This window comes from Streptomyces geranii, from assembly GCF_002954775.1.
Lineage (GTDB): Bacteria > Actinomycetota > Actinomycetes > Streptomycetales > Streptomycetaceae > Streptomyces > Streptomyces geranii.
In genome coordinates, this window is the sequence record NZ_KZ672952.1 from 425,674 (window position 1) to 451,523 (window position 25,850).

Genomic DNA, 25,850 nt, shown 5'->3' on the forward strand with positions numbered 1-25,850 from the left:
ATGGCTGAAAAACACCGCTCGGCGTACTGGCGAAGTACCGGATGGCCACCACCGCGCGTCGAGGGGCTGGTCGACCGCATCACCCTGACGTGAATGCCGTCGTCCTGTACCGACACAGGTCTCTTGTCCTCGTACAGCCCGACGCGGCCCCATGCAGGCCCACGCGGGCCCACGCGGGCCGGAACGGCATCCCAGGCACCCCACATACCCGCACGTCAGCGGGGATGGGATGGTTCCACCGTGGTCAATCGGCCGTCGGCTGTTGCGCCCGGCCGCCGGGACCGCCGATGCTCTTGGTGCCCCACCGACCAGGCCCGGTCCGACCAACCGGCCTTGCCGGGGCAGCCAAGTCCACGCACTCATCCACGGGGGAACACCCATGTCCATGTCCATGCGTATTCGCACGAGCGCCCTCACCGCACTCGCCGTCGCCGCCCTCGCGGCGGGTACGGTCCTGACGGCACCGGCGGCAGGTGCCGCGCCGAAGGCCGCCGTGCCCACGTTCCTGTCCGCGTCCCAGCTGCCGCCGCACCCGACGTCGTCCTGGACCGCCGGTCCTGTCACCGAGGGGTTCCCGGAGGCACTCGGCTTCTGCGTGAGCACGGAGGGCGTGCTCGACTACGACTACCGGCACCGGGAGTTCCGAACGGACCTCGACACCAGCGCTGTTCAGCTGACCGTCGTGACAGGCACGGCCGCCCAGGCCAAGGCCCTGGCGAAGCACTACGACGACCTGATCCGCACCTGCGCCGACCGCATCGAGAAGTCCTCGCCCGACGTCGAGGCCGAGGGCCGGGACTACGGCACGCTGCCGGTCGAGGAGGGCGCCCGTGTGCGCGGCCTGCACACCGAGACGTCCTGGGGCGCCAACGACATCGCCCTGCTGTCGGTCGGCAGGGACGACAGGACCGTAACCGTGATCGAGTGGGGACAGATGGGCGACTTCGACGACGCGCCCGTGGCCGCCTTCAAGAAGACCACGACCACGGCCGTCGACAAGCTGCACTGACCGGGCGGCCGACGGACAGGGGTCCCCCTTAGACCCGGGGCCGTTCGAAGGTGAGGAGCAGACCTTCCACGGCCCCGGGGCCTATCCGGCCCTTGACGTCCGCCGAGGTGATCGCCTTGAGCCCCCAGCCGTCCTCCGCGTGCTTGTTGAGGACCTTCTCCAGCTTGTCGCTGTCGAGCGCGTCCCCGATCAGGGACTCGCGGAACGTGACGACCTTGTACTCGTAGGCGTAACCGTGGCTCATGGCTGCAACATCCTTGTGAGGTGGGGAAATGCCCGGGCCGGCCCATCATGGCGCACGCTCATTCCCGGCAGACGACTGGGAGGCGACCAGGACGGGACTACCTGTTGCCCCCGTCCGACCGCCTCCGGTGCAGCGTGAACGTCTCGAAGACCGACAGCTCCCCGTGCGGCTTGTTCACGTTGTAGTAGCTGACGTGCATACGGGTGGTGTCACCGGGATGCCGGCCGGGGTCGACGGTGAACGCCGCGAAGCCGTAGGGGTGTTCGATGTCCCGGACGCCCACCCAGACCGCCTCCTCCTTCGTGTACGTGGAGGTGCGCTTGCCGTTGGCGCCGGGGGACGAGGACACCGCGGTGATCACCTTGGCGGTGCCGTCCTTGAAGAAGTTCTGGTTCGTCGTCCCCGACACACCACCGCCGCCGAGGATCATGTGCACGGTGCCGAGCTGGGTGTCGATCGCGTCGGTGGCCTGCGAGACCGGCTGCGGAGTCAGCGTCTCGCTGCCGGTGACGACACCGCGGACGGCCAGGGAGCGCTCGTAGTTGTGCTCGTGACCGCACAGCACGAGGTCCACCCCGTACCTGTCGAAGAGAGGGCCGTACTTCTGGCGCAGACCCAGGTCGGCGCCGTTGGCGTCGGAGGAGCTGATCATGACCTGGTGCATGGCGACGACTACCCAGTCGATGTCGCGGGAGCCGCGCGCCTTCCTCAGCTCACGCTCCAGGAAGGCGAGTTGGCGACCGCCTGAGTAGCCGCTGATGTAGACGTCACCGCCGTCCTGGAGGCAGTTGTCGTCGTTCTGGAGCACGATCACCCGGACCGAGCCGACGGTGAACGCGTACCACAGGCCCGCGAGTTCGGTGTCCGTCTCGGTCGAGGGAAGGGTGAAGTAGGCCTGGTAGGCGCCGAGTCCGAGCGGACCGTTCGCCTTCTCGATCTCGTGGTTGCCGGCCGCCGGCATCCAGGGCCGGAAGCGCGCCGAACGGGTGTTGTTGGTGAAGAAGTTGTTCCAGGTGCGCACCCGGTCGACGTCGAGGTTGGCGTAGCACAGGTCGCCGTTGAGGAGATGGAACAGCGGGGCGACCTGCTCGATGCCGGTGACGATGTCCTTGGTGGCGGGGGTGGAGTTCGCGTCGAGCGCGACCGTGCCGTTCGCGGCCCAGGTCACCTGCGGGGCGGACTGGTCGCCGAAGCTGGTGAAGGTGAACGGCCGGCGTCCCTGCGGGGCGGTGCGGAACGTCCCGCTGTCGGCCGTGGCCCCTTCGTGGGTGGCGAGGTAGAGGTAGTCGGTGTCCGGGGCGAGCCGGTTCAGTGCGGCATGGTGCACGTACACGGTCCGCTGGGAGGTGCCGTCCACGTACGTGACGGTCCGGGCCTCGGCGGTGGAGCCGAGGCCGTGCTCGGGGATGCCGTAACGCACCACGGGTCTGCGCACCGGCCGGTCCGTGATCCACGAGACCGTCATCTGGGTACGCGGATCCGCCCCGAAGGTCAGGTGCAGCCCCTGGACCGGAGGTGCGCCGGAGGAGTCCGCGGTGAGGTGCAGGGACGGCGCGGCCTGCGCCGTGCCCGCCCCCAGCAGAGGAGTGACCGCCGCGCCGGCGCCCAGCAGGCCCAGCGTGTGTCGGCGACTGAGCCCTTGCGAGGTCGTGTCCGATGTACCTGTCTGTGTGGCCATGGTGCCCTCCCCGACGAGCCGTTCGGCTGTCGACGTCGGCACCCTGACCCCGCCTTGCGGATTCCGGGTGAACACCGCATGGCCAGTCGGCCGTTCGGAGGCAGGTCCACGGCGAAGGCGGCGATCCTTGTCCGTGCCTTTGCCCGCGTCTGCCCTGCCGTTGACGCGGCGGACCACGCGACCGCGGCGAGCGAGGCCGGGGTCGTCGTGCCCGGCCACGAGACCGAGCCCGGGCACCATCACCCGGTGTCGTCCAGGCGCCGTCACCGATTCAATTTCGAAGACGCTCCTCGCATATCACCGGCAAGCCGTGAGGCCAGAAACAGTCGTTGACACTCGCAGCAGGGCCTACTAGCTTGATCGCGAATTTTGGTCTCGAATTCAACCGGCAACACCGCAATCGCACGGCAGGAGTTGAGGCAGGCGTGCATCCGCATCCGGAGGCGAGAAAGCGATGTCGCGGCTGTAGGCCGAGGCACCTTCGTACCCGTTGAGGCGAAGCGGCGATCGGTGAGGCTCCTCACCCCTCACGCCATGAATGCCGGTCTTTGATTCCTCTTGCGTCCATCCCTCCTGTGCCGCGATTCCCGGGGAGAATAATGCTGTCCATCCATCTGTTGGAGACCCATGTCCCGGCGTTATGACGTGGCCGTCGTAGGGCTCGGCGTCATGGGAAGTGCCGCCGCCGCAGTGCTCGCGCGGGCGGGACATCGTGTCGTCGGTCTCGAGCGCGGACGTCCTGGAGATGTCGAGGGTTCCTCCCGAAGCGAATCGCGGATACTGCGTCGTGTTCATCCGGGCCAGCCCGAATACGGGCCACTCGCCACGTCCGCCTTTTCGGCATGGCGCGACCTCAGGGCTGATGCGTTCTCACGTGGTGAGATCGAGCGACGGACCTCATCGCATCCCCCATAGGCCCTTGATCAGGACGGAAAGGCCGCCGACAAGCGCCAGGGCGAAGATGAGTCGCCGGATCCACTGCTCAGGAACCCTCGGCGCGAGTGCCCTGCCGATGAGCGCGCCCGTTGCCAGGGCGGCCGTGGCCACCGTCCACGCCGTACCGCTCAGCTGCGGCGCGCCGTTCGCGGCAACCGAGAACACATTAACCGTAATTCCATAAAATTGTGCGTTTGGAACAAATTCTCGCACCGGCCAGCCTGCGTTCACCGCATACAAGGAATACGGCGGCCCGCCCACACCGGCCGCAGAATTCATGAATCCGCCGACCGCGCCGGCAGTGACTGCTCCCTTGGTTCCGCTCAGGGCAGATATGCGCAAGCCTCGCATCACAAATATCACGGCGGCCGTCACCAGAATGCCGACGCCAGCCAGCAGTGTGGGTTCGGGTAGTCGGGCCGCCACCCAGGAGCCCATCGGGACGGTGCACGCGGACGCGATGACCAGGGGAATCATTGCGCCGAGCCTCACCTGTCTCCAGCCCGTGGCAAGTCCGACGATGCTTATGACGCCGGCCGCACAATTCGCGAGCACCACGCCCTGGGCGGGCCCGAGTACTAAAACGAGCGCGGGTACAGCGACCAGCGCGAATCCCATTCCGGTGAGCCACTGCACGGATGCGCCCAGCACCACTATGACTCCCAGTAGCAACTCTGCTGCCCCGGCACCCTCCACGGAAGACTCCTCCGGTTAACCGGGATGATCTCCACTATGCTCCACGCCAGGGCTGATGCGTTCTCGGTCGGCGTGATGAGTGATTCACCCGGGAATGGTGATAGTCAGTCGGTTTGCCCGGCTGGAAATGACGAGACGCGACCCCTGATGATCAAGGTTCTCGAAGCCATAGATCATGAACAGGGGTCGCGTTCGCGTGCCATCTTCCCTGATCGACGTCCCCGCATGCCACCGCGAGGACGTCGACCTCCATGCTCGCCAGCTGACCTGCACACATTGGCCCAGGTACTGGACGAGGTGCCGGATCCACGCCGGGTCCGCGGCCGCCGCTACCGGATCGGCTCCCTGCTCGCGCTGTGCCTCGTTGCCGTTCCCGGCGGTGCCAAAGTCGGTGACCGCCATTGCACGATTCGCCACCGACAGCAGTCCTGAGCTGCGCGAATGCCTCAGATTCACCTCCACCACCCCGAACACCACCACCCTGGGGCGGCTACTGGCCCGCCTGGACGGCAACGCCCTGGACGACGCCATCGGCGCCTGGCTCGGCCGATACGCCACCGACCCCGTTCACGAACCCGGCGCCCCCCTGCTCGGCGTCGTCGTCACCGCCGATGCCCTGCACACCCAGCGCGCCCACGCTAGGAGCGCGGGTCAGTAACGGCTTGGCTTCCGCCGAGGCGTGAGCGCGGGGTCGGCTGGGCCTTGGGCTGGCCTAGGCTGCGGGTCATGAATCGGGCCATGACCAGCGGTGTGACCACTGAGCCAGCCATCCTTGACGCCATGAAGCTGACTTCCGATCCGGAGCTGGAGGTCCGGTTTGCGGAGTCGTCCCACCAGATCCTGGCGGACCTCGTCAGTGGAGGTGCCGCGCTGGGTTGGGTCGAACCACCCTCGCGGGATGAGGTGGCGGAACTTCTCGGCCACGTCTTCTCTGCGGTGCAGGCCGGGGATGCGGCCCTGCGGGCCGCTTACCTCAACCGTCGGCTTGTCGGGTTGGGGTACTGGCTCCGCTACGCCCGACCGACCCATCGGCCACATGCCGACCTGGAGAAGATCGCGGTAGATGCTGCTGCCCATGGTCGTGGCGTCGGCCGGGCGCTGACCGCCGCCTTGATCGCTGACGCCCGGGAGGCGGGTATCGAGGTCCTCACCCTGGACGCCCGTGGCGACAACACCCATGCCCTGCACCTCTACCGGTCGCTGGGCTTCACCGAATACGGCCGTCTGCCCGACTTCGTCGCCGTCGGCGAACACCGCTACGACAAGGTCTTCTACATGCTGGACTTCCGTCAATAATGCTCACCACGACCACGCGCGAGGGCCCGGCGGCGACCCGCTGGCGCTTCGCGGTCTTCCATGCGAGATGATCACGATATGCGTGGTGGGGATGGACTGTTCGAGGTCGAGCCGACCGAGAAGAAACTGCCTCGGGGCCGTCCGGCGGCGGTGGACAAGACATTTCGGGTCTTCGACCCGCACCAGGTCCTGCTGCTGCCTCCGTCGCTGGACGACTGGCTGCCCGTCGACGAGGTGCTCGACCTCTCGCCGGTGCTGGCGGACTACACCGAAAAGCGCGGCTACCCGCCCTACGATCCCCGGCTGATGCTGCGGCTGCTGATCTACGGCTACACCACCGGCGTCCGCTCCTCGCGGGCGATCGAGCGCAAGTGCACCGACGACGTCGCGTTCCGGTTCCTGGCCGCCGACCAGGCCCCGGACTTCCGCTCGGTCTCACGGTTCCGCCGCCGCCACCTGGACGCGCTCGCCGACCTGTTCACCCAGTCGCTGCGCCTTGCGCAGAAGCTCGGGATGGTCAAGATGGGCCGCGTCGCCCTGGACGGCACGAAACTGGAGGCCAACGCCTCCAAGCACAAGGCGATGAGCTACGGCCGCCTGGTCGACAAGGAGGAACGCGTCGAGGCCGAGATCGCCGCGCTGGAGGCCCAGGCCCACGCGCTGCTGGCCGACGCGCAGGCCGCCGACGAAGCCGAGGACCAGATGTTCGGCGTCGACGGCAGGGACACCGACCTGCCCGCCGAGCTGGACCGCCGGGAGAAGCGCCTGGCCAAACTGCAGGCCGCCCGCGCCCAGATCGAGGCCGAAGCCGCCGACAAGGCACGCCGTCACGCCGAGGAGAAGGAACGCCGCCGCCAGGAGCGGGCCGGCACCAGCGACGAGCAGGCCGTCACCGACGTCGGGGGCAAGGCCGCTGCGAGGGCGCGTCCCAAGCCCAAGGCGCAGGCCAACTTCACCGACCCCGACTCGCGGATCATGAAGAACAGCGACGGCGCCTACATCCAGGCATACAACGCCCAGGCCGTCTTGGACGAGAAGCACCAGGTCATCACCGCCGCCGACGTGACGACCAACCCCTCGGATGCGCTGAACTACACCACCATGCTCGACCAGTCGGCCTGGAACACCGGCCGCCACCCCCAGCAGGCGCTGGTCGACGCCGACTACTGCTCCGAGGCCAATCTCAACGCCGCGAGGGACCGTCAACTGGTCTGCGACACCGACTCGTTCATGGCCACCGGACGCCTGGCACACGACGAGCAGGTCCCGCCCGCACCGCGCGGACGGATACCAGCGAACGCCACGCTGAAGGAGCGGATGGCCCGCAAGCTGCGGACCAAGCCTGGCAAGGCTGCCTACAGCCGCCGCAAGGCCATCGTCGAACCCGTCTTCGGCCAGATCATGACCTGCCAGAACGGCCGCCAGCTCCTCCTGCGCGGCGAAGACGGCGCCCGCGGCGAGTGGCGCCTGCTCGCCGCCTGCCACAACCTCCGCAAGATCTTCCGACACACAGGAACAGCCGGACTCGCCGCCATGGTCGGCTGATCAGCGGGGCCCGGCCCCGTCACGGTCCGACCAGGCCGCATACCTGACGGGCAGAACCCCATCCCGGCCTCACAGACGGCGACCGACGACCGCGACTGATCCCACCGCTCACGGCCACTCGGCCAGCTGCCGGTTACTGACCCACGCTCCTAGCCGTGTCATCGCAGCCCAGGGCCACTACCTCCTGGCCGTCAAGGGCAACCAGAAAAAGCTCCGCAAACAACTCAAGACGCTGCCCTGGCACGAGATCCCGCTACAAAACCGCACCACGGCCACCGGCCGCGGCCGCCGCGAGGTCCGCCGCCTGAAGGTCTGCACCGTCCAACCCGGCCTGCTCTTCCCCCACGCCGTCCAGGCCATCGAGATCAAGCGCCGCCGCACCCACCGCAAGACCGGAAAGGTCCAGACGAAGACCGTCTACGCCATCACCAGCCTGACCCCGGACCAGGCCAACCCTTCCCAGCTCGCCGAACTGATCCAGAACCACTGGTCAGTTGAGGCCCTGCACCATGTCAGGGACGTGACCTACGGTGAGGACGCCTCGCGGATACGTACCGGCACCGCACCGCGCGCCATGGCCACCATGCGCAACCTGGCCATCGGTCTGATGCGGCAAGCCGGCTGGACCAACATCTCCGCCGCAATCGATCACTACAGGTCCCATCCCGAGTACGCCACCGCCATGCTCGATCTCACTACGTGAGAATGCATCAGCCCTGTCAGGGACGGAGAAATTCAGGTCCCCCCTTCTGCGTACTTCGGGATGCCGAAAATACTCTGCGGCACAAGGGAATCGGCCACCTTGTACCGTGGGGTACAGGTGACTGGGCGACGGGCGGTGTGGAGGTTCCATGGTTCGGTCGTTCCTTCGGCGTCGGCGGGCGACCTCGGGCCTCCCGGTCCCGGACGCGTGTACGCCCGGCCTGCACGCCCTGGCCACCCGGCACCTGCTGCTCCACACCCCGGTGACCCGGCTCGACGCGTTGGCCGCCATCGCCACGGGCGCGGACCCCGAGGCCCAGCGCTGGCAGGGCAACCACATGGACCAGGTCGTGCCGGACACCGACACCAGACAGGCGCTGCTGCGCATGGGCCCCGCCGGCGCCACCCCCCGTTGGTTCATCAAGTCCAACCCCGAGCTGGCCAAGCCCTTCGAACCCAGCCCCGGGATGCCCGAGTTCATGGTCTGCGTACACCGTGACACCGGGCGCTACGCCGGGTACCTCGAACTCGACCACGACAATGGTGAGATCGGCGGCATTCTCGCCCCCGGCCATCGAGGCCAGGGCCTCGGCGCCGAACTGTTCCTGGCGGGAGCCGAGTTCGCCCATGACCACGCCGGTCTGCCGACGGTACGGGCGGGCACCGCGACAGCGAACGTCGCGTGCCGCCGTGCCCTGGAACGCGCGGGCTTCGTCCCGGCCCCCGGCCCGGCCCGCCACACCCTGCCGGACGGCCGCGAGTTGGACACCGTCTGGTACCTGCACGAAGGCCCGGCGTCGACGTGCGCGGGACGTTGAGACTGGAACAGGAGAGCACAGGACGGGACAAGTGCGGGTCTGCGACGGCGGCCGGTCAGGGCAGTTCGACGTGTACGGCCCCGTCGCCGTTCCCCGACTGCGCGGACTCTGGACACGCACGGGCAGATCCAGGCGTTCGTCGCCTGTTGTCGGGCGGAGAGGAAGACGTCCCGGTGGTCGATGACGCCGTTCTGCACCGCCAGTACGGGGATGCGCCGACGACAACCTGGCCATCGTAGACCCGGACCTGCGGGTGCGCGGAATCGGCGGGCTCCGTATCGCCGACGCCTCGGTGATGCCGTCCATCCCGGCGGCGAACACCAAGGCCAACGTGATCGCCATCGCGGAACGGGCAGCCGAACTCCTCCGGCGCACCTAGGGTCTGCCGTGGCGCGGATACGGCGTCAGGCGGCGGCCAGCGCCAGGCGTTCGCTGATCTCGCCCGCCACGGCCAGCACCCGCTGGGCGACCTCGGCCTCCGCCTCCGGGTACAGGCGGGAGGCGAGGGCGGCCACGCTCACCGCCGCCACGACCTGCTCGCCCTGGCTGCGGATCGGCGCGGCGATGCCCACGACGTCGGGGTCGAGTTCGCCTCGGGTGACGGAGTAGCCGAGGCGGCGGATCCTGCCCAGGCGTTCGACCAGTGCGTCTACGTCGGTGAGGGTGGCCGGGGTGAAGCGGCGCAGTTCGGTGGCCTCCAGGAGTCGGCGTGCCTCGTCCTCGGGGCTCCAGGCGAGCAGGACGAGGGCGGCGGCTCCGGCGTTGAGGGGCAGGGCGCTGCCGCGCTCGTAGGAGATGCGTACCGCCTGTGCCTCGCTCTCCGCGCGGTCCACGCAGATGACCAGGTCGCCGGTGCGGCGGGTGAGCAGGACGGTCTCCCCCACCTCCTCGGCGAGGGCCTGCATCGAGGGAAGGGCGGTCTCGGACAGGCCGTAGCTGCGGCGGGCCAGCCGGGCGATCTCCAGGACCCGCAGGCCGAGCCGGAACCCGCCGCCGGGCGCCTCCTCCAGGAAGCGGCCGGAGACGAGGCTCTGCAGATAGCGGTACGCGGTGGAGCGGGCGACCCCGAGCCGCTCGGCCACTGCCGTCCCGGAGATGACCAGGTGGGTGTCGTCGAACATGGTCAGGATGTCGAGTGCGCGATCGGCCGTGGAGTTGCGGTCGCGGTAGTTCGGGGACGCTGTTCCTGACATGCCGGACACTGTAGCGGCCGGGCGTGGTCCGGTGGGAGGTGGGCCCGTCGCGGTCACGGCCGGTTCCTGACAGGCCTGACAACGGTGGTCGGGTTCATGGGGTGACTCCTTCGATGCCTGAGTCGGGGGCGGCGTCAGCGTGGGCGGGAGGGGCCGCGGTGGGGGCGACCGCGAAGCGGCGGAGCTCCTCGGCGACCTGTGCGGCGCCGCCCGGTCGAAAGACCGCTGCCACCAAGCGGTCTGGGCGCACCAGGACGAAGTGACCTGCCAAGTCCCCAAGGAGCGTGCGTAGTCCGCTGTCGGCGTCCGTGATCTCCGCCCGGTGGCCGGTGCCGTCGAGTGCCCGGTCGGCGATGACCACCTCGACCTCGGTGGCGTCCGGGAGTCCGGCCCGGCCTGCCATCGTCCAGTCGGCCTCGGTGAGGCCCACGCCCAACAGGCTCCAGCCGGTGCCGAGGACGTCGTCGAGCGGGGTGAGGTGGTAACCGGGGCCGTGCAGTACGCGCGGTTGCGGGAGCGGGGCTCCGACGAGCGGGTGGGCTCGGCCCTCCGGGCGGATGACGGCTCCGGCCCGTATCCGGGTGTCGGGGCGGTAGCGCATCTCGGTGAGGTAGCGGCTTCCGGGGCGGGTCAACAGCGCGGCGCGCACCAGCAGATCCCTCAGGTGTGCCCGGGGGCGGCTGGTGGTCATGACCGTCCGGCCGAGCCGTACGGAGAGGTCGATGACGGCCTGGGCATGCGGGCGGCGTTCCACGTCGTAGGTGTCGAGGAGGGCGTCGTCGGCCCGCCCGGCCACCACCTCCGCGAGTTTCCAGCAGAGGTTGGCGGCGTCCCGTACACCGGAGTTGAGGCCCTGGCCGGCGAACGGCGGCATCATGTGCGCGGCGTCGCCCAGCAGGAAGCAGCGGCCCACCCGCAGCCGTTCGGCGAGCAGCGCGTGGAAGCTGTACGCGACGGCTCGTTCCACCTGGTCCGGGGTGATCAGACGGTGCTGCCGGAGGAGGTTCCGCACCAGCTCGAACGACGGTTCCCCGCCTGCCCCGCCCTCCTCGGGGCGGAGCAGGAACTCGTAACGGCAGCGGCCGTCGCGGCCGGGGACGATCACCGTCGGGCGGGCCGGGTCGCCGATGTGCATGCCGTACCGCTCGCGGTGCGGGTCGCCCAGGGTGTCCAGGACGAGCCACACGTCGTCGGGGAAGCTGCGGCCCCGCATCGGGACGGACAGCAGTCGGCGTACCGTGCTCCGGCCACCGTCGCAGCCGAGGACGTAGTCGGCTGCGAGTTCCTCGGTGGGACGTCCGTCGCCGCCTTCGAGCGTCACGCGGACGCCGTGCGGGAGTTGGGTGAGCCCGGTCAGGGTGGTGCCGAAGCGGGCCTCGATGTTCGGGTGCCGGACGAGTTCGGCGCGGAGGACTCGTTCCAGGTCCGGTTGGGCGAAGGGGTTCTTGAAGGGGTGTCCGAAGCGGCGGTCGCCGGTGCCTCGGGCGTGTACCAGGGGGCGGCCACCGACGCCGTAGTACTTGGTGCCGGTGCCGGGCACGATGATCGGGTAGACGGCGGTGGCCAGGTCGGCGGACTGCAGGGTGCGCAGTGATTCGTCGTCCAGGCTGATGGCCTTGGCGTCGTCGCTGGTGGTGGTGTTGCGTTCGACCAGCAGGACCCGTACGCCCCGCGAGCCCAGGAGGTGGGCGGCGGTCAGGCCGACGGGGCCCGCGCCGACGATCAGCACGGTGGGGTGGGTGGTGGCCGGAGCCGGGGACCGGCCCGGATCATGGCCTGCCGCCGGTGTCGGTTCGGTCATGGGTGGGCTCCGTGGTGGTCGTCGGGGCGGGCGGCGGGCTCGGTCGGCAGGCGGGTGCGCGGGCCCCTGGGGTCAGCGGCCGTTCGGCCCCGGCGTGGACCTCGCTGGGAGGGGAAGGGCCGGGGCGGCGGTCACCCCGCGTCGAGTGCCGACAGGCTCAGGTCGACCGCCGAGGCACCGCAGTCCGCCATGAGGATGGCTCCCGTGACGACCGCCGAGCGCGGACCCGCGAGGAAGGCGATGACCTCGGCGATCTCCGGCGGCTGCGCCGCCCGGCGCAGCGGGACCAGCGATCCGGCACGCCGGTAGGCGGTGTCCCGGTCGAGTCCGGAGCGGGAGCCGACCTCGTCCATCACGCGGTCGAGCATCCGGGTGTGTACGGCGCCGGGGCAGACGACGTTCGCGCGCACGCCGTGGGGGCCGAAGTCGGCGGCCAGGGAGCGGGTGAGGCCGATGAGGGCGTGTTTGGAGGTGGTGTAGGCGGCGGCGCCGGGTACGGCGAGGGTCCCGGCGAGGGAGGAGACGAGCACCACGGAGCCGCCGGTTTCGATCAGCGCGGGCAGGGCGTGGCGGGTCGTCACATAGGCAGTGTCGAGGTTGGCGTGGAGGGTGTACTGCCAGCCGGGGTCCGGGTCCAGGACGCTGCCGAAGGTGCCGATGCCGGCGCAGCAGACCACCGCGTCGAGCCGTCCCCCGTTCCGCAGCGCGGCGTCGACCGCTCGGCGTACGTCGTTCTCGTCGGCGGCGTCGCCGGGGACGCCGACCGCCCGGGGCAGTGCGGTGACCTTGGCGAGGCCGGGGTCGTCGGGGCCGAGGGCGACGACGGCGGCTCCGCGCTCGGCCAGCAGTTCGGCGGTGGCGTAGCCGATGCCGCCTCCGCCGCCGGTGATCAGGACGGTGCGGCCGTCGAACTCCCGGGCGCTCATACGGCGTCCACGGCGACGGGCTCGGACGCGGTGGGGGCCGGTTCGTCCTTCTTGCCGCGGTCGGTCACCGGGCGGCCGGTGCCGGGACCGGGGCGCGGTCCGAGCAGCCGGCGAGTGGCCCAGCACAGCAGTGGCCACACGCCCTGCGGGGCGAACCGGACGATGCCGATGAGCAGGACGCCCTCGATCACCAGGGAGAGCGTCTGCTCGCTCTGCAGGCCGCGGGTGAGGCCGTAGTAGACGACGGCCACGCCCAGGACCGGGCCCAGTATGGTGCCGGTGCCCCCGACCACGGTCATCAGGACGGCGTTGAGGCTCCAGGCGACGCCGGCCACGCCGTCCGGGGAGATGACGATGAACTGGAAGGCGATCACCGCCCCGGCGAGCCCGGTGATCCCGCTGGTGGGCAGCAGTGCGGCGAGCTGGTGGCGGCGGACGGCGACGCCGAGTCCGGCGGCGGCCGGTTCGTTGTCGCGGATCGCGGCCAGCCGGAGCCCGAAGTCGCTGTAGCGGGCGTAGAGGGTGAGTGCCATGGCGAGCGCGGCGACGAGTACGGCGAGCTGGAAGAGGTTGCCGCCGCTGGGTACGGCGTCGGCCGGGACGGTGACACCGCTGGCGCCGCCCGCCCAGGCCCAGTTGCGGATCAGGGCCTGGAGGGCGATGGCGACGGCGAGGGTGCCTATGGAGAAGTAGTCGCCGCGCAGTCGCAGCAGAGCGGCGGACAGCAGCAGCGAGAGCAGCATGGCGGCGACCGGCGCCGCCACCACCGCGAGGGGCCAGCCCAGCCCGGTGTGGACGAGCAGCAGCGCGGCGGCGTAACCGCCGGTCGCGACGAAGGCGGCGGAGCCCAGGGAGACGAGGCCGCCGAATCCGGCGAGGATGTTCCAGGCCTGGGCGATGGCCAGGTAGCAGAGCAGGGTGACGCCGAGGTCGAGGGTGCCGCTGTCGAGGACCCCGCCGAGGGCGAAGCAGACCACGGTGGCCAGCAGCAGTGCGCTCGTCGGCCACCAGCGCCGTGGGACGGTCGTGAGTGTCATCCGGCGTGCGCCTTTCGGAACAGGCCCTGCGGGCGGACCGCGAGGACGAGGAAGAAGGCCAGGTAGACGACCACGTCCCGCCAGCCGCCGCCGAACAAACCGACGCTGACGGACTGGAGGACACCCAGCGCCACGCCCGCCGCCAGCACTCCGCCCACACTGCCGATGCCCGCGAGGGCCATCACGGCGAAGCCGGTGAGCAGCAGCGGCAGTCCGCTGCTGGGCGTGAAGCTCTGGGCGACGCCGGTGAGCACTCCCCCGGCCGCCGCCAGTGCCGCCGCACCGGCGAAGGTCACGGCGTAGACGCGGTTGACGTCGATGCCGAGTACGGCCGCGGTGTCGGGGTCGGCGGATGCGGCCCGTACGGCGCTGCCGGCCCGGGTCCTGGTGAGCGCCAGGTGGGTCGCGGCGCACAGGAGGACGGTGAGCCCGAAGGCGATGACGTAGACGGTCTGGACCCGTACGCCGAGCACGGACAGTCCGGTGTCGGCGTAGGCGGCGGGCAGGGCCTTGGGGTGGGTGCCGAAGGCGGCCTGGAAGAGCGCCTGGGCGAGCAGGGAGAGGCCGAAGGTGGCGACGAGCGGGGCGCTCTTGCTGCCTCTGAGGAGTGGTGTGAGGAGGTAGCGCTGGAGGGGGTAGGCGATCAGTGCCATGGCGGCCATGGCGAGTGGCAGCGCGACCAGGGGGTCCCAGCCGGCGTCCACGACGAGCAGCGAGGCCAGGTAGGCGCCGCCGATGACGAGTTCGCCGTGGGCCAGGTTCATCAGTCCGAGCACCCCGAAGACCAGGGAGATTCCCAGGCCGATCAGGGCGTACAGGCCGCCGGCCAGAATGCCGGCGGCGAGCACGTCGAGGCTCATGTCTCGGCTCCCTTCTGCCGTTTCGGGGAACGGTTCAGTTCAGGCCGGACAGGGACTTCAGGGGGACGGCGCCCTTGGCGGGCCAGACCTGCTGGATCCTGCCGTTCTCCCACTGCCCGATGAAGGACGGGGTGGTGCTCTTGTTGTCGGTGAACTTCACGGGGCCGAGCGCGGACGACATGTCGGTGGTGGCGAGGGCCTTGTTGATGGCGGCGGGGGTGGCGTCGCCGGACCGGGAGACGGCGTCCAGGAGGAGTTGGGTCTCGTGGTAGCCGAGGGCGACCGAGCCGAGGTCGTTGAGCGTCGGGTACTTCTTCGCGAACTTGTCGACGATCATCTGCGTGTCGGGAAGTCCGGCGGAGTCGGTCCAGTTGAGCTGGACGAGGGTGCCGTCGCCCAGCGCGCCGAGTGAGCTCCAGCCAGGGGTCTGCGCGCACTGCAGGCCGATGGCGAGCTTCGGCTTGTACGCCAGTGCCTTCATCTGCTTCCACATCGCGAAGCAGTCCGGGGGTGTCATGTTGGCGATGAGTATCTGAGCGCCGGTGGACTTGCCGGCCTGGATGACGTCGGAGAAGTCCGTGGTGCCGCCCGGCACCGCCTTGCTGGCGGCGACGGTGAATCCGGCCTTCTTCCCCAGCCCGCCCCACAGTTCGCCGGTGGCCTTGCCCTGGGCGTCGTTGGTGTTGACCATCAGGATCTTCTTGTTGGTCGACGTGGTGGCGGCGAGTTCGTAGAACCTGTCGGCGCCGTCGGCCAGGGACTGGAAGGAGTCCCAGGCGTATCCCTTGGCCTTGGGCAGCAGTTCCACCGGGAGGGCGCCCATCAGCAGGGGGACCTTCAGCGCGTCGGCCTGGCCCTGCATGTCGATGTTCTGCTGGCAGCAGGAGCCCAGCAGGGCTACCGCGTGGTCGCTGAGCACCAGGGAACGGACCTGCTGCACCATCGTGTTGGTGTCGCTGCGGTTGTCCAGCACGACCAGCTTGACCTTGCGCTTGACGCCGTCCACCGTGACCCCTCCGGCGGCGTTCGCCTGGTCCACGGCGAGTTGGTAGCCGTCCTTGATGGAGGTCAGCACCACGGCGCCGGACAGGGACATGCTGGTGCCGATCACGATGGGGCCGGTGTCGCTCGAACTGCCCGCGCTGGACGTGCTGTTGCCCGCGCAGCCGGCGGCGAGCAGCGCGGCGCAGACGGCGGCGCAGGCGAGACGCAGGGAGGGTCTGGCTGTTCTCATGAGGGTTCTCCAGTGGTGCGTGCGGGCGAGCCGGAGGCCGTCGTCGCCGCGGCGGTGACGGTGGTGGGGACAGAGGTGTCCGAGGCGGGGGCGCCGAAGTAGGCGGCGTCCAGGTCGGCGTCGTCGAGCAGGCCTTCCGGGCCGCCCCGGTAGGAGACGCGTCCCCGGGAGAGGACGACGCCGTGGTCGCAGATGCCGAGGGCGCGTTTGACGTTCTGCTCAACGAGCAGGATGGCCACGCCCTGGGCGTTGATCTCGGCGAGTGCCTGGTACAGCGCGTCGATGGCGACCGGGGCGAGGCCGAGCGAGATCTCGTCGCAGATCAGTACGGCCGGGTCGGCCATGAGGGCGCGGCCCACGGCGAGCATCTGCTGCTGCCCGCCGGACATCGTGCCCGCCCGCTGCCCGGCGCGTTCGGCGAGCACGGGGAACACGGTGTGCACCCGCTCCATCCGGGTGCCCACCTCGCCCCTGGGGAGGGAGAGCGGGGCGCCGAGCCGCAGGTTCTCGGCGACGGTGAGGTCGCCGAAGACCCGGCGGCCCTCCTGGCAGTAGGCGATGCCCAGCCGGGCCCGTTCGTGCACCGGGAGGCGGGTGATGTCCCGGCCGAACGCGGTGATGCGGCCGGTACGGGAGCCGACGGTGCCCACGAGGGTGCCGCAGAGCGTGGACTTCCCGGCGCCGTTCGCGCCCAGCACGGTGACGATCTGTCCGGGCGCGACCCGCAGGGAGAAGTCCCGCAGGGCCAGCATGTCGCCGTATCCGGAGCTGACGTTGTCCAGAATCAGTACGTCCCCGTCCGTGCCGTGCGGTACGGCGCTCGCGGACGCGTCCTGCTCTACGACCTTCATGTCCTGACTATCGTCACGAGGGTTGGCCGCAGGAGCGCCACCCCCTGAGGAACCGCCGTCGCCGAGGTAGACCGCGCGCACCTCCTCGTCGAGGGCGATCTCCGCCGGGGTTCCCTCCGCTATCGGGCGCCCCCAGTTGAGCACCAGGACGCGGTCGACGAGTTCGCGTACGACCCGTTCGATGTGCTCGACGAGGATCACGGTGGTGCCCAGGCCGTGCACCCGGCGGATGAGGTCGATCGCCTCGTCGAGTTCACGGCCGACGAGGCCGGCGGCGACCTCGTCGAGCATGAGCACCTGGGGGCGGGTGGCCAGGGCGCGGGCGACTTCCAGCCGCTTGAGGTCCAGGACACGCAGTGAGTCGGCGGGGCGGTCCGCCTTGGTGTCCAGCTGGCACAGGGCCAGCAGATCGGCCAGTTCCGGGCCGCGCATGGGCGGGCCGGCGGCCATGGCACCGATCCGTACGTTGTCGCGGACGGTGAGGCCGTGGAAGGGCCTCGGGACCTGGTGGGCGAGGGCCACCCCGAGTCTGGTGATGCGGTGCGGCGGCAGCCGGTCGAGCCGGCGGTCGCCCAGGTGGATGGTCCCCGAGTCCTGGCGGTGCACCCCCGCTATCAGCTTGAGCAGGGTGCTCTTCCCGGCCCCGTTCGGGCCGATGACCGCCACCGCCTCGGCACGGCGCACGGCGAGGTCCACACCGTCGAGCGCCGTCACCCCGCCGAAGTGTTTTCCGAGCCCCCGCACGGTCAGGGCGGTGTCCGAACTGTTCACCGTCGCGGCTCCTTCCATGTCGTTGACCGACGTGTGGTCGCAGGCTAGTGTCCCCTTAATCGAAACGCTAGTCCTAAATAACGGGACTTCGAAAGAGTCAAGGAGTGGCCGAATGTCATTCGCCGGACTTGCCGGACGCGTGGCGCTGGTCACCGGCGCCGGGAGCGGGATCGGGGCGGCCACCGCGCGGCGCCTCGCCGCTGAGGGCTGCTCGGTCGCCCTCGTCGACCGCGACGAGGACGCCGTGTCCGCCGTCGCCGCCCGGTGCGGGCAGGGGGCGCTCGCCCTCACGGCCGACGTCTCGGAGGAGGCCGACGCGGCGGAGTACCTCCGGGCCGCCGTCGACCGCTTCGGCCGCGTCGACCTGTTCCACCTCAACGCGGGGATACCCGGCCCCTTCGGTACGTTCGCCGACCTCGACGTGGCGGACTACGACCGGGTCGTGGCGGTCAACCAGCGCGGTGTGCTCCTCGGTCTGCGCGACGCGCTGCGCCACTTCCGCACCACCGGCCGGCCCGGCGCGGTCGTCGTCACCAGTTCACTCGCCGGGCTGCGGGCGAGCGCCGCGATCGTGCCGTACACGGCGAGCAAGCACGCGGTGATCGGCCTGGCCCTCAGCGCCGCGATCGAGGGGGCGCCGCTCGGGGTCCGGGTGAACGTCGTCGCGCCCGGCCTGATCGAGACGCCGATGCAGTCGCCCCTGGCCGAAGCGCTGGGCGGCGAGCCGGTCGTCGCCGCGCTGCGCGCGCACAGCCCGCTCGGGCGGATGGGCACGGCCGACGAGGTCGCCGCCCTGGTCGCCTTCCTGCTGAGCGACGAGGCGCCGTACATCACCGGCGCCGTCCACGTCATCGACGGCGGCGTCGACGCCAGCGACCCCATGCAGATCCGCCTATGAACCCCCCGGCCGCACCACCTGGTCGAAACACCCGACCGAACCACCCGGTTGAACACTCGGCTCGAAAGGCACGCAGATGAACTTGTTCGACGTACGCGACGTCGTCAAAGAACCCGACGCCCTCCTCGCCGTCACGGAGAACCCGCGCCACCGGGCGATCCTGCTGAACTTCCGCAGGCACGCGCTGCTGGAGGTCTCCGGGCGCTGGCAGGAGATCCTGGTGCCGGAGATGGTCGTCGACGAGCCCCTGTACCGCATCAACGAGAAGGGCGCCTCGTTCCAGCTGCGCGGCATGGCCGAGATCGGCACCTTCTACGCGGGCCTGACCGACGCCCGCGCGAACGTCTTCGGTCCGATCACCGACAACGTGGCCGTCGCGGACTGGGGCCTGGCCATCGAGTCCTTCTTCGGCCACCACCTCCCCGGCCGGGTGCTGGCCGCGCAGGGCGAGGACATCGACGACCCGGACGCCTACTACCAACTCACCCACTACATGGCGTCGTTCTGGCCGTACGACGCGGACTGCCGACTGATCGGCGAGCACATCTACGAGGACACCGGCAGCCGCCGCATCGAGAAGATGGACCCGGCGGACGTCATCACCCCGGAACGGGCGCGCGAGCTGCTGACCCCCGTGTTCGACGCCGCCCCGCCCGGCCCCGATCCGGCCCGGCACGGATGAGCCCCGGCGTCTCCCCGCGCCCCACGCCCACGCCCACGCCCGCGCTCTCCGCGACCGCGGGGCGCCACCGACCCGGCGCCGCCCCGCAGTGTCGGTCCCGACGAGGTCAGGACGCCTTGAGCTTGTACGCCTTCCTCGCCGTCGGCTCGAAGGACGAGACCCGGTCCGCTCCCCTCACCCGCAGGCTGACGTACCCGTGTCCGTTGCGGTCGAGCCGACCGGCGGGCAGCGTGGCGAGGTCCGAGCGCGGGACAAGCGCACGGCCCTTCACGACCGGCACCCCCGCCCAGGTCGTACCGCCGTCGAAGGACGACTCGACGGTCAGGTCACGCACCCCGCCGCGTCGGTGCTCGTCGGTGCGCTGGAGGGCGAACGGGACCGCGAGCACCTGGTTGTGCGAGGCGCGCGACCACTCGTCCACCGCCGGCCGGAAGCGGACGCTGGTCAGCGGCAGCACCTCGGTCACGCCCTCGGCGACCGCGCCCGACCTGAACGTCCAGATGCCCTCGACGTCGGTGGCCGTGCCGTTCCACTGGCTGCGGTCGGAGCGGGCCCGCAGGGTGTACGGGCCCGGGGCGGCCGGCAGCTGCCACGCCGAGAGGGACCTGTTGCGCGGGAACTCCGACGCCCCGTCCCGGCGCTGACCATCGCCTTCACGGGCAGGTGCGGCGCGTCTCGACCAGGCCCGTCAGCAGGCACACCGCCACTTCGCGCGCCGTGGGCCGCGCGAGCGCAGCGCGGGTCGGTCGACGTCGTCGTCGCCAACGCGGGCCGTGGCGAGCAGGCCACCCTGGCCGAGGCCACCCCCGAGCACTTCGACCGGATCTTCTCCGTCAACGCCCGGGGCGCCTTCTTCACCGTGCAGAAGGCGCTGCCCCTGCTCAACGACAACGGCTCGATCACCCAGGACGACCCGGACGCCGTTGGGAGTTCCTCCTCTGCGCCTCCGGCCTGAAGGTCACCGCCTCGGCCGGATCACGCCTCACCCCCATGGCACTCAAGTAGGCACCTCTCAGGGACCACGGTCGCACCCTGTCCCGAACAGGGGCCCAGGGCTCACTTGGTGACCGAGTACGAGTGGGCGCCCGTTCCCGCCAGTGCCCCGCCGTCGACGATGAGGTACTCGTCGCGGATCGGCCGCCCGCCGAACCAGGACTCCAGGATCTCGCGGGTGCCGGCCGCGTAACGGGCCTGTGCGGAGAGGGAGGAGCCGGAGATGTGCGGGGTCATGCCGTGGTGCGGCATCGTCCGCCAGGGGTGGTCGGCGGGGGCCGGCTGCGGATACCAGACGTCACCCGCGTAGCCCGCCAACTGCCCGCTCCGCAGGGCGCGTTCGATGGCGTCCCGGTCGGCGATCTTCGCGCGGGCCGTGTTGATCAGGTAGGCGCCGCGCTTCATGGTGGCGAGGAGTTCGTCGCCGAACAGGCCCTCGGTCTCCGGGTGGAGCGGCGCGTTGATGGTGACGACGTCGCAGTGCGGGACCATGTCGGCCGTGCTCTCGTGCCACACCAGGCCGAGTTCGCGCTCGGTGTCCGCCGGGAGCCGGTGGCGGTCGGTGTAGTGCAGCTTGACGTCGAAGGGCGCGAGGCGGCGCAGTACGGCGAGTCCGATGCGCCCGGCGGCGACCGTCCCGACGTGCATGCCCTCGATGTCGTACGAACGGGCCACGCAGTCCGCGATGTTCCAGCCGCCGTCGAGGACCACCTGGTGGGAGGGCAGGTAGTTGCGCACGAGGGAGAGGGTCATCATCACGACGTGTTCGGCGACGCTGATGCTGTTGCAGTACGTCACCTCCGCGACCGTCACGCCGTGCGCGATGGCCGCGTCGAGGTCGACGTGGTCGGAGCCGATGCCCGCGGTGACGGCGAGCTTAAGGTTCTTGGCGGCGGCGATCCGCTCGGGGGTCAGGTAGGCGGGCCAGAACGGCTGCGAGATCACGATGTCCGCGTCGACGAGTTCCCGGTCGAAGACGGACCCGGCGCTGTCCTTGTCGGAGGTGACGACCAGGGTGTGGCCTGCCTTCTCCAGGTAGGTGCGCAGGCCGAGTTCACCGGAGACGCTGCCGAGCAGATGGCCCGGGGTGAAGTCGACCGCCTCGGGGATGGGGGTCGTCTGGCCGCCGGGGTAGTGGTCGATGGCGGGGAGGTCGTCGCGGGCGTACGTGGTGGGGTAACCGTCGGTCGGGTCGTCGTACAGGACGCAGAGCACCTTGGCCATGTCGCAGCTCCTCAACTGGCGTTGCGGGAAGGTGCGGTTCACGATCCTCGCCGTGGAACGGCCTGGTCAAAACGATCCTCGCTATGCCGGGATAGGCGGCGGCTATGACCGCCGCTGACCCGGAACCGGGTGTGGCTCGCCCTGCACGAGGCGGGCGTGACGGTTCAGCCGAGGTCGAGCAGTTCCTCGTAGAAGCCGCCGAAGTCCCTTTCCCCGTCGACGAGATGGATCTCCAGGATCCAGTGGCAGCGGTGCCCGGCCTTGTCGGTGCGGCGCAGCGGATGGTCGCTGGCGGGCGTGATGTACGACTCGACGTCCGCGCCGTCGATCCACTCGTGCGGGAACTCCCCGACCAGATGCCCGGCGTGCCAGCCGCCCAGCTCCCAGCCGGCCTCCTTGGCGAGCCGCTCGACCTCGGCGTACAGGCGGGCGCCGGTGATGTCCGGATCGGCGTCGAAGAAGCGGCGGCCGGCGGCGAAGATCTGCGGCAGGTCGTCGCGGAGCCGGTGCTTGACCGGGTCGTCGCCGAGGACGAAGGTGCGGCCGAAGTCGGCCTCGTACTCCTCGAAGATCGGTCCGAAGTCGGCGAACACGATGTCGTCCGCGCCGATCACCCGGTCCGGCGGGTTCTCCTTGTACGGCTTCAGCGTGTTCGGCCCCGACCGCACGATCCGCTTGTGCCAGTGCCGGGTCGTGCCGAACAGTTCGTTCGCGAGGTCCCGGACCCGGTCGCTGACCGCCCGCTCGCCCTCGCCCGGCGCGACCAGCCCGCGCTTCTCGATCTCCGCGAAGAGCCGCTCGGCCTTCGCCTGCGCGTCCAGCAGCCGTGCCGCGCGCGTGGGTTCGTCATCCGCCATGGGGCCGAAGGTAAGCGAGTGAATCATCGTCCGGCAAACGGGTTCGTCCCGCGTCCAGCCGTTGAGGTGCAGCACTCAGCAGGCGGACCTCACCCACCCGCCAACCGACGAACCGGAGCACCGCCCAGAAACGCCACGATGTCCTCCACCGCCTCCGTGTAGAAGGTGCGGTAGTTCCGCTCGGTGACATAGCCGAGGTGCGGAGTCGCGAGGACGTTCGGCAGGGTGCGCAGGGGGTCGTCGGCGGGGAGGGGTTCTGTGTCGAAGACGTCGAGGCCCGCGCCGGCGATCCAGCCCTCCCGCAGGGCGCGTACGAGTGCCGTCCGGTCGACGATGGCCGCGCGGGACGTGTTGACGAGGTGGGCGTGCGGGCGCATGGCGCGCAGTTCCGGTTCGGCGATGAGGCCGCGGGTGCGGTCGGACAGGACGAGGTGGATCGACACGAAGTCGCTGCGGCTGAGCAAGTCCTTCTTGTCCGGGGCGAGTTGGACACCGGCCTCGGCCGCCCGTTCGGCGGTGAGGTTCGTGCTCCAGGCGAGGACTTCCATGCCGAAGGCGGTGGCGACGCGTGCCACCCGGGTGCCGGTCTTGCCGAGGCCGAGCACGCCCAGGGTGCGGCCGTGCAGGTCGTGGCCGACGGTGGACTGCCAGGGGCCGCCCTCGCGCAGGGCCCGGTTCTCGGGGGCGAGGTGCCGGGCCAGGCCCAGGAGGAGCGCCCAGGTCAGCTCGACCGGCGGGGTGGAGCTGCTCGCCGTACCGCACACGGTCACGCCCTGCGCCCGTGCCGCGTCGAGGTCGATCGAGGCGTTGCGCATGCCGGTGGTGATCAGCAGGCGCAGCCGGGGCAGTCTGCGCAGGAGTTCGGCGTCGAAGGGGGTGCGCTCGCGCATGACCACGACGATCTCGGAGTCGGCCAGTTCGGCGGCGAGCCTGTCCCGGTCGGTGAGGTGTTCGCGGAGCGCGCGCACCTCGACCCGGCCGGTGAGGGGGCTCCAGTCCGCCATGGTCAGGGCGGCGCCCTGGTAGTCGTCCAGCACAACGCAGTGGAGGGTCATGGGTGCAGTCTGCCTCTCCCCGCACCCGAGGAGAGGTGCCGGCAGGGGTCTCGGCCGCTGTCGCCCATAGCACCAACGTCGCCGACCACGCCCATCTCGGCGATCTCGGCGACATCCTGGTCGGCCGCCGTTAAGACTGCTCTTTACTTTCGCCCGTACCATCCGGCCCTGTTCCACTCCCTGCCCTGGAGCAGCGCATGACGGCCACGGACGGCGCCCGATCGCGGTTCCGCGCGGGTACGACCGGCCCTGGCGTCGTCCGCCGGACCGGTGAACGAGAAAGAGAGTCCCGCATGACCGTCGTACACGGCACCACCGTCGACATCCCGACCCCCGACGGCACCGCCGACGCCTACTTCGCCCACCCCGCCGACGGCGGTGCCCGTCCCGCCGTCCTGCTGTACATGGACGCCTTCGGGCTGCGCCCGCAGCTGAGGGTGATGGCGGACCGGCTCGCGGCGGCCGGGTACGCGGTGCTGGTCCCGAACGTCTTCCACCGGCACGGCAGCGCGCCCGTGGTGGAGCTGCCCGACTTCATCTCCGACGCCGACCGGCCCGCCCTCTTCGAGCGGATCCTGCCGCTGATGGGCGGCCTGACCGCGGAGGTGGTGGCCCGTGACTCGGGCGCGTATCTGGAGTGGCTGGCCGGCCGCCCCGAGGCCGTCGCCGGGCCGGTCGGCGTGACCGGGTACTGCCTGGGCACCCGGCTGTCCCTGCTCACCGCCGGAAACCACCCCGACCGGGTCGCCGCCGCGGCCGGTTTCCACGGCGCGGGCCTGGCCACCGACGCCCCCGAAAGTCCCCATCTGCTCGCCGACCGCGTCACGGCGGAGCTGTACTTCGGCCACGCCGACAACGACCCCTCGATGCCACCCGAGCAGATCGAACGCCTCGACAAGGCCCTCACCGAGGCGGGCGTGAAGCACAACACCGACGTGTACGCCGGTGCCGAACACGGCTACACCATGGCCGACACCGACCGCTACGACGCCGACGCCGCCGAACGCCACTGGACCGCGCTGCTGGACCTGTTCGGCCGCGCCCTCTGACGTACGGCGCGGGCGTCGGTCCTCGACAGCGGCCGTTCAGTCGAGACCTCGGGCCCGCTTGAAGCGGGCAAGTCCCTCCGACAGCTCGACGATCGGGTCCGGGTAGTCGACGGCGGCGCGCTCCAGTCCGCGCAGTTTCCACGGCTCGTGCACCACCGGGCCCTCCACCGCCGCCAGTTCGGGCACCCAGCGGCGTACGTACCCGCCGTCGGGGTCGTACCGCTTGGCCTGGGTGACGGGGTTGAGGACCCGGTTGGGCCGGGTGTCGGTCCCGGTGCCCGCCGTCCACTGCCAGTTGAGCTGGTTGTTGGCGACGTCGCCGTCCACCAGGAGGTCCAGGAAGTACCGGGCGCCGACCCGCCAGTCGACGTACAGCGTCTTGGCGAGGAAGCTCGCGGTCAGCATGCGTGCCCGGTTGTGCATCCAGCCCTCGTACCGGAGTTGGCGCATCGCGGCGTCGATGATCGGGTAGCCGGTGCGGCCGTCCTTCCAGGCCTCGACGTCCTCCCGCGCCTCTGCCTCGGTACGCCAACTGTCGCGCCGCGTGCGGTAGTCGGCGGCGGCGACGTGCGGGCGTACGGCGAGCACCTGGCGGTGGAAGTCGCGCCAGGCGAGCTGCCGTACGAAGGCCTCGGCGCCCGGACCGTCCACGCGGCGGGCCCGGTGGACGACCTCGGCGGCGGAGAGCGTGCCGAAGTGCAGATGCGGCGAGAGCCGGGAGGTGACGTCGCCGGCCAGGTCGTCGTGACCGTCCTCGTACGTCTTCACCTCGCTCCGCAGCCACGCCGTCAGCCGGGCCCGGCCCTCGGTCTCGCCGCCGGTGGCCAGCCCCTCCGAGAGTCCCCGCAGGTCGCTGCGGGCGGGCAGGGGTTCGGAGTCGACGCCGTCCGGGACGCGTACCGTTCGCGGCGCCGGCAGCGGGTCGCGCAGCAACTGCCGTGACCAGTGCCCGAAGTACGGCGTGAAGACGGCGAAGTGGTCCGACGCGGCCGGGACGACGGAACCCGGCGCGACGGCGCTGGTCACCGCGTCGTGCACATGCAGCCGTACGCCGTCCGCCGCCAGGGCGTGCCGCAGCCGCTCCTCCCGTCGGTGGGCGTGGCCGCTGACGTCGGCCGCCAGGTGCACCTCGTCGGCGCCCGCCTCGGCGGCGACCCTGCACACCTGTTCGACGAGGTCGCCGGTGCGCAGGACCAGCCGTCCGCCTCGCTCGCGCAGACCGGCGTCCAGGTCGCGCAGGCAGTCGGCGAGGAAGGCCAGCCGGTTGGGTACGGCGAACCCGGCGCCGTCGACGGCCCGGTCCCGTACGAAGAGCGGGACGATCGGGCGGCCTCCGTCCAGGGCGGCCCGCAGCGGCGGATGGTCGTGCAGCCGCAGGTCGGAGGTGAACAGGACGACGGAGACACTCATGATGGCCACTTCCGGGTGAGAGCCCGCTCCGGCCGCACCGGCGGAGCGGGACGCGGCGACAAAGCGGTTCGAGTCAACGTAAAAC

Annotated in this window: 26 protein-coding genes and 1 pseudogene; 12 read left to right on the forward strand and 15 right to left on the reverse strand. The window is 70.6% G+C overall.

From position 1 onward, the window contains the following. The first annotated feature begins 385 nt into the window (after nucleotides 1-385). Nucleotides 386-1,009 (forward strand): hypothetical protein, encoded by a 624-nt coding sequence (locus tag CW359_RS01635; protein WP_105968198.1) that lies wholly within the window; start codon nucleotides 386-388, stop codon nucleotides 1,007-1,009. A gap of 28 nt (nucleotides 1,010-1,037) precedes the next feature. Here the strand turns inward: CW359_RS01635 and CW359_RS01640 are convergent, their stop codons facing one another. Together CW359_RS01640 and CW359_RS01645 are read right to left on the reverse strand one after the other, a co-directional pair. Further along, complete coding sequence (locus CW359_RS01640; RefSeq protein ID WP_105967850.1) at nucleotides 1,038-1,253, reverse strand: DUF4177 domain-containing protein; 216 nt, start codon at nucleotides 1,251-1,253, stop codon at nucleotides 1,038-1,040. Nucleotides 1,254-1,350: 97 nt separating this feature from the next. Then, the gene (locus CW359_RS01645) at nucleotides 1,351-2,931 is read right to left on the reverse strand and encodes a purple acid phosphatase family protein (protein WP_105968199.1); all 1,581 of its coding nucleotides are present in this window, start codon (nucleotides 2,929-2,931) and stop codon (nucleotides 1,351-1,353) included. 627 nt (nucleotides 2,932-3,558) lie between these two features. Here CW359_RS01645 and CW359_RS47485 point away from each other — a divergent pair. Beyond that, nucleotides 3,559-3,846: an FAD-dependent oxidoreductase gene (locus tag CW359_RS47485; RefSeq protein WP_105967851.1), complete on the forward strand. Its 288-nt coding sequence runs from the start codon at nucleotides 3,559-3,561 to the stop codon at nucleotides 3,844-3,846. On the opposite strand, the gene CW359_RS01655 is transcribed toward CW359_RS47485, so the two are convergent. After that, complete coding sequence (locus CW359_RS01655) at nucleotides 3,829-4,563, reverse strand: sulfite exporter TauE/SafE family protein (RefSeq protein WP_105967852.1); 735 nt, start codon at nucleotides 4,561-4,563, stop codon at nucleotides 3,829-3,831. The two genes, CW359_RS47485 and CW359_RS01655, sit on opposite strands and share 18 nt — an antisense overlap. Before the next feature lie 391 nt (nucleotides 4,564-4,954). Here CW359_RS01655 and CW359_RS45100 point away from each other — a divergent pair, with 391 nt between their 5' ends. The 6 genes and pseudogenes from CW359_RS45100 to CW359_RS01685 all read left to right on the forward strand — a co-directional run. Further along, nucleotides 4,955-5,221 (forward strand): transposase family protein, encoded by a 267-nt coding sequence (locus CW359_RS45100; RefSeq protein ID WP_105967853.1) that lies wholly within the window; start codon nucleotides 4,955-4,957, stop codon nucleotides 5,219-5,221. An 80-nt stretch (nucleotides 5,222-5,301) separates the two neighbouring features. Next, nucleotides 5,302-5,859: a GNAT family N-acetyltransferase gene (locus tag CW359_RS01665; RefSeq protein ID WP_105967854.1), complete on the forward strand. Its 558-nt coding sequence runs from the start codon at nucleotides 5,302-5,304 to the stop codon at nucleotides 5,857-5,859. A 150-nt stretch (nucleotides 5,860-6,009) separates the two neighbouring features. Then, nucleotides 6,010-7,404, forward strand: a complete 1,395-nt coding sequence (locus CW359_RS01670; protein WP_456300553.1) for a transposase — start codon at nucleotides 6,010-6,012, stop codon at nucleotides 7,402-7,404. 184 nt (nucleotides 7,405-7,588) lie between these two features. Beyond that, a complete protein-coding gene (locus tag CW359_RS01675; RefSeq protein WP_232838201.1) occupies nucleotides 7,589-8,107 on the forward strand; it encodes an ISAs1 family transposase in 519 nt (172 codons plus the stop codon). A gap of 148 nt (nucleotides 8,108-8,255) precedes the next feature. Continuing rightward, nucleotides 8,256-8,924 (forward strand): GNAT family N-acetyltransferase, encoded by a 669-nt coding sequence (locus CW359_RS01680; protein WP_105967856.1) that lies wholly within the window; start codon nucleotides 8,256-8,258, stop codon nucleotides 8,922-8,924. A 226-nt stretch (nucleotides 8,925-9,150) separates the two neighbouring features. Further along, nucleotides 9,151-9,303: pseudogene (locus CW359_RS01685) on the forward strand (GMC oxidoreductase); the annotation flags it as partial. Nucleotides 9,304-9,328: 25 nt separating this feature from the next. On the opposite strand, the gene CW359_RS01690 reads toward CW359_RS01685, so the two are convergent. The 7 genes from CW359_RS01690 to CW359_RS01720 all read right to left on the reverse strand — a co-directional run bounded on the left by CW359_RS01690 (nucleotide 9,329) and on the right by CW359_RS01720 (nucleotide 17,597). Next, the gene (locus CW359_RS01690; RefSeq protein ID WP_105968201.1) at nucleotides 9,329-10,117 is read right to left on the reverse strand and encodes an IclR family transcriptional regulator; all 789 of its coding nucleotides are present in this window, start codon (nucleotides 10,115-10,117) and stop codon (nucleotides 9,329-9,331) included. Nucleotides 10,118-10,211: 94 nt separating this feature from the next. Next, nucleotides 10,212-11,918, reverse strand: coding sequence for an FAD-dependent monooxygenase (locus CW359_RS01695; RefSeq protein ID WP_105967858.1), 1,707 nt, complete (start codon nucleotides 11,916-11,918; stop codon nucleotides 10,212-10,214). Between the two features lie 131 nt (nucleotides 11,919-12,049). Then, nucleotides 12,050-12,844, reverse strand: coding sequence for an SDR family NAD(P)-dependent oxidoreductase (locus tag CW359_RS01700; protein WP_105967859.1), 795 nt, complete (start codon nucleotides 12,842-12,844; stop codon nucleotides 12,050-12,052). Further along, a complete protein-coding gene (locus CW359_RS01705; protein ID WP_105967860.1) occupies nucleotides 12,841-13,881 on the reverse strand; it encodes a branched-chain amino acid ABC transporter permease in 1,041 nt (346 codons plus the stop codon). Before CW359_RS01705 ends, CW359_RS01700 begins: the two co-directional genes overlap by 4 nt. Next, nucleotides 13,878-14,741, reverse strand: a complete 864-nt coding sequence (locus CW359_RS01710; RefSeq protein ID WP_105967861.1) for a branched-chain amino acid ABC transporter permease — start codon at nucleotides 14,739-14,741, stop codon at nucleotides 13,878-13,880. The genes CW359_RS01705 and CW359_RS01710 overlap by 4 nt, the downstream gene beginning before the upstream one ends. Before the next feature lie 34 nt (nucleotides 14,742-14,775). After that, complete coding sequence (locus CW359_RS01715) at nucleotides 14,776-15,975, reverse strand: ABC transporter substrate-binding protein (protein ID WP_105967862.1); 1,200 nt, start codon at nucleotides 15,973-15,975, stop codon at nucleotides 14,776-14,778. After that, entirely contained in the window at nucleotides 15,972-17,597 is a 1,626-nt protein-coding gene (locus CW359_RS01720; RefSeq protein WP_198655036.1) for an ATP-binding cassette domain-containing protein, read from the reverse strand. The genes CW359_RS01715 and CW359_RS01720 overlap by 4 nt, the downstream gene beginning before the upstream one ends. 112 nt (nucleotides 17,598-17,709) lie before the next feature. On the opposite strand from CW359_RS01720, the gene CW359_RS01725 reads away from it, so the two are divergent. Next, nucleotides 17,710-18,495 carry an SDR family NAD(P)-dependent oxidoreductase gene (locus CW359_RS01725; RefSeq protein WP_157968463.1) on the forward strand — a complete coding sequence of 262 codons (786 nt, stop codon included), beginning with the start codon at nucleotides 17,710-17,712 and terminating at the stop codon, nucleotides 18,493-18,495. Nucleotides 18,496-18,571: 76 nt separating this feature from the next. Then, on the forward strand, nucleotides 18,572-19,177 hold the full coding sequence (locus CW359_RS01730) for a hypothetical protein (RefSeq protein ID WP_105967865.1): 606 nt from the start codon (nucleotides 18,572-18,574) through the stop codon (nucleotides 19,175-19,177). A 106-nt stretch (nucleotides 19,178-19,283) separates the two neighbouring features. Here CW359_RS01730 and CW359_RS01735 read toward each other — a convergent pair whose 3' ends face one another. Further along, nucleotides 19,284-19,643, reverse strand: a complete 360-nt coding sequence (locus CW359_RS01735; RefSeq protein WP_198655071.1) for a hypothetical protein — start codon at nucleotides 19,641-19,643, stop codon at nucleotides 19,284-19,286. On the opposite strand from CW359_RS01735, the gene CW359_RS01740 reads away from it, so the two are divergent. After that, nucleotides 19,572-20,132 carry an SDR family oxidoreductase gene (locus tag CW359_RS01740; RefSeq protein ID WP_232838165.1) on the forward strand — a complete coding sequence of 187 codons (561 nt, stop codon included), beginning with the start codon at nucleotides 19,572-19,574 and terminating at the stop codon, nucleotides 20,130-20,132. The two genes, CW359_RS01735 and CW359_RS01740, sit on opposite strands and share 72 nt — an antisense overlap. Before the next feature lie 101 nt (nucleotides 20,133-20,233). On the opposite strand, the gene CW359_RS01745 is transcribed toward CW359_RS01740, so the two are convergent. The 3 genes from CW359_RS01745 to CW359_RS01755 all read right to left on the reverse strand — a co-directional run bounded on the left by CW359_RS01745 (nucleotide 20,234) and on the right by CW359_RS01755 (nucleotide 23,306). Beyond that, complete coding sequence (locus CW359_RS01745; RefSeq protein WP_105967867.1) at nucleotides 20,234-21,394, reverse strand: NAD-dependent formate dehydrogenase; 1,161 nt, start codon at nucleotides 21,392-21,394, stop codon at nucleotides 20,234-20,236. Between the two features lie 164 nt (nucleotides 21,395-21,558). Then, complete coding sequence (locus tag CW359_RS01750; RefSeq protein WP_105967868.1) at nucleotides 21,559-22,251, reverse strand: M24 family metallopeptidase; 693 nt, start codon at nucleotides 22,249-22,251, stop codon at nucleotides 21,559-21,561. 89 nt (nucleotides 22,252-22,340) lie between these two features. Beyond that, nucleotides 22,341-23,306, reverse strand: a complete 966-nt coding sequence (locus tag CW359_RS01755; RefSeq protein WP_198655037.1) for a D-2-hydroxyacid dehydrogenase family protein — start codon at nucleotides 23,304-23,306, stop codon at nucleotides 22,341-22,343. Nucleotides 23,307-23,599: 293 nt separating this feature from the next. Here CW359_RS01755 and CW359_RS01760 point away from each other — a divergent pair, with 293 nt between their 5' ends. Next, the gene (locus CW359_RS01760) at nucleotides 23,600-24,355 is read left to right on the forward strand and encodes a dienelactone hydrolase family protein (RefSeq protein ID WP_105967869.1); all 756 of its coding nucleotides are present in this window, start codon (nucleotides 23,600-23,602) and stop codon (nucleotides 24,353-24,355) included. A 36-nt stretch (nucleotides 24,356-24,391) separates the two neighbouring features. Here CW359_RS01760 and CW359_RS01765 read toward each other — a convergent pair whose 3' ends face one another. After that, the gene (locus CW359_RS01765; protein ID WP_105967870.1) at nucleotides 24,392-25,765 is read right to left on the reverse strand and encodes a cryptochrome/photolyase family protein; all 1,374 of its coding nucleotides are present in this window, start codon (nucleotides 25,763-25,765) and stop codon (nucleotides 24,392-24,394) included. Nucleotides 25,766-25,850 lie beyond the last annotated feature (85 nt).